Annotated in this window: 5 protein-coding genes and 1 pseudogene; 2 read left to right on the forward strand and 4 right to left on the reverse strand. The window is 51.0% G+C overall.

All coding sequences use genetic code 11. From position 1 onward, the window contains the following. Together B7449_RS05285 and B7449_RS05290 are read right to left on the reverse strand one after the other, a co-directional pair. Nucleotides 1-229: transposase (locus B7449_RS05285; RefSeq protein ID WP_209426710.1), on the reverse strand; the 229-nt coding region annotated here is incomplete at its 3' end. A gap of 57 nt (nt 230-286) precedes the next feature. Further along, a complete protein-coding gene (locus B7449_RS05290) occupies nt 287-778 on the reverse strand; it encodes a hypothetical protein (RefSeq protein WP_025440024.1) in 492 nt (163 codons plus the stop codon). A gap of 202 nt (nt 779-980) precedes the next feature. On the opposite strand from B7449_RS05290, the pseudogene B7449_RS22770 reads away from it, so the two are divergent. Then, nucleotides 981-1,175 (forward strand): annotated as a pseudogene (locus B7449_RS22770) (hypothetical protein); the annotation flags it as partial. A gap of 45 nt (nt 1,176-1,220) precedes the next feature. Here B7449_RS22770 and B7449_RS05300 read toward each other — a convergent pair. Together B7449_RS05300 and B7449_RS05305 are read right to left on the reverse strand one after the other, a co-directional pair. Then, nucleotides 1,221-1,610: a type II toxin-antitoxin system VapC family toxin gene (locus tag B7449_RS05300; protein ID WP_053324230.1), complete on the reverse strand. Its 390-nt coding sequence runs from the start codon at nt 1,608-1,610 to the stop codon at nt 1,221-1,223. Nucleotides 1,611-1,618: 8 nt separating this feature from the next. Next, nucleotides 1,619-1,873, reverse strand: a complete 255-nt coding sequence (locus B7449_RS05305) for an antitoxin (RefSeq protein ID WP_061498341.1) — start codon at nt 1,871-1,873, stop codon at nt 1,619-1,621. Between the two features lie 423 nt (nt 1,874-2,296). Here B7449_RS05305 and B7449_RS05315 point away from each other — a divergent pair, with 423 nt between their 5' ends. After that, the gene (locus B7449_RS05315) at nt 2,297-2,557 is read left to right on the forward strand and encodes a type II toxin-antitoxin system RelB/DinJ family antitoxin (protein ID WP_003618686.1); all 261 of its coding nucleotides are present in this window, start codon (nt 2,297-2,299) and stop codon (nt 2,555-2,557) included. Nucleotides 2,558-2,585 lie beyond the last annotated feature (28 nt).

The following is a 2,585-nucleotide window of genomic DNA, read 5'->3' on the forward strand; positions in this document are numbered from 1 at the left end:
TGATCCGCTGACGGACAAGGTCTTCAACCCGGTATTCCACAAAGGCAGGATGCCGCTTATCGCGAAAACAGGCAGCAAAACGGCGACTGAACCCCAGACTATCATCGACCTGCTTTACCAGGATGACACCGCCATCCGAACTCATGCGACCCCCGTCAAAACGGGCTACAACACGCCGTCCATAGGAGGCTGGAAATTCATACGCGCCTGCGCTACACTCTGTCTGCATCAGGTTTTCTTATAGCTTACGAAAATTTCTTTTACACAAAATAGACTTTTTCATAATCTAACCCGATGTACAACCCTTCCGTGAGATTTCCGCGTCGATTTCCTCCCATGCGTTACCCAACCCGATAAGGTCCCAATAGCCGCGGGCGTAATGCTCCGCTAGGTTCTCCTGGGTGACCGCTATCCACCGGCCCTGTATCACGTTGAAAATTTCAATGCGTTCGGGAAGGCATTTCCGGCGGCGGCTCTCCCTCAGCCACGCACTTCGTTCCGCTTCACTATAATCAGGAGTATCGCCGCGCTGCTGCGGATCATAAGACTGCCTGCTGGCCTTACTGCGGACGTCCGTCCAGATGTCATCCGGATCCCCAAAGCCCCTTACACTCAGAGGACAAAGCTCCAGGATATTTTCCGAGGTCGCCAGACACCATTTCCATGTAATGATGTTCCATACCAGAAGACGGCCAGTCTCCGGGTCATATCTGGTATTGCGTGCCAACCATTCCCTCTGATTTGGCCCCGACAGCATTCTCACTGCGTCATCGCGCATGATGATATTCCTCATTAGTTTCTACGTTACGTTTTGAACGGATCGGAGAAACCAGTTGGGGCGGCCCTGTTGGCCATGGCGTGGTGCGGACGCGCGCGATTACCCGCCCCTCTTTCGAGGAGCGGGACACGTGCAACTGTCTGATAAGCCAGCATTTCATGGCGATCAGACGTCGATGATGAGAGATTTATGATGGAAGTGGTTGCGGGGGCATGATAATAACGGCACGTATATTCATAAAACAGGAACAGCCGGAACAGACTGGCAGATCGCGCCTGCATTTGAATATAACTGGAATGCAAATTGGGGGGTAATCGTCGGCTCTGCGTTCTATTTTGCAGGTCACAACAAAAGTATACAGGTTTCCCCGCAGTTTGCAGTCAACGCTATGTTCTGATTTCTGGTTTGTTGAGAGACAATGTAATAAGCGTTTGTTCAGTTTTCACGAATTTCGAAAGTTCAGCACAGTAAGTCCCCGAACCTGAGCAAAAGCCTGATCACTGGTCACTAACGCGAGATGCTCTGTCAGGGCATGTGCGGCGATCATCATGTCCAAAGACCCAAGAATTTGACCATGCCGCTCTTGCTCAGCGCGTAATTTGCCGTAGCGCTCCGCTACGCCATGATCCCAGGGCAGTATGGTCAGCCGATCCATGACAGTGCGTGTCAGACGCAGTAATCGAGTTGCCGATGGGCGTTTGGCTAGTCCATACGCAACTTCTCCGGCGGTTACGGCCGAGACACAACACCGGCCTGGATCAAGCGCCTCCACGTGTGAGAGCACTCTTTCGTCCGCGCGTATGATATCACTTATTGTATTGGTATCGAACATATAAGAAATCACGTTAGGCACACAGCAAATGGATCCCTGTCCTGTTGATCCTGGTTGCGACCTTCAGGGAAAAGCTCAGTCCCTTTGGCCTGCCGGATGGCAGAAAGTGCCTTACCCCACCCCAGGGGACGCGGCGAGAGAATGACATCACCGGTACGTGGATCTCTGCGGATTGTGACCTCTGATGTGTCAAATCGGTAAGCTGCAGGAAGACGCACGGCCTGGCTGCGACCGGTCATAAAAATTTTGGCTGTATCAGACATGTCCACCTCCTTGGAGTAGGTATCATTGATATCTATCATTTAGATCCAAACGACGCAACATCAAACCCACGCGTGGCCGTATGGACTTACTTTATTTCATACCTAACTTCAAACTCTGTCTTTTATCGAAAACAGGCCCCCTTCCCCATACCTACGTGCGATAATTCCACTTATCGCAAGTAGGTTGGAGACCATAAAAAAAGGCCCCGTGTGTCGAAAACCAGAAGATGATGATAAATCTGCCAATCAAGCAGAAGTCCCGACAACCACACGGACAGATCCAGGCATTCCGCTTACGCCTCTTTTCTGCCGTTTCCGCAACCGATCAGGTTTCTCGAATGCAGACATCAGCATCGACCATCTTTCGCTTCATTTGTACCAACAACTGTGATACATATGTGCATACACGCAAGGAGGCTTTGTATGTCTGCTGTTACATTCCGGGTAGATGAAACGCTGAAGGCAGCCGCAGTTAAGAAGTTGTCGGCTCAAGGCATTTCACTTTCTGACGCACTGCGCGATACGCTCGCGTATATTGCTGAAACGGGTCGCTCTCCCGTCAAGCGGAGGCTTGTCACAGACGAGGATGCGGAGCTTATCGAGATTGTGCGCGAACGCCTAAAAAACCCTGCCCAAAAGCATCGTATGACTTTTGCAGAGCTTAAGAACCGTCATCGCGAATGAAAGAGTATTGTCTTGAATTCGACGACAG

The sequence above is a fragment of the Komagataeibacter intermedius TF2 genome (genome assembly GCF_000964425.1).
GTDB lineage: Bacteria > Pseudomonadota > Alphaproteobacteria > Acetobacterales > Acetobacteraceae > Komagataeibacter > Komagataeibacter intermedius.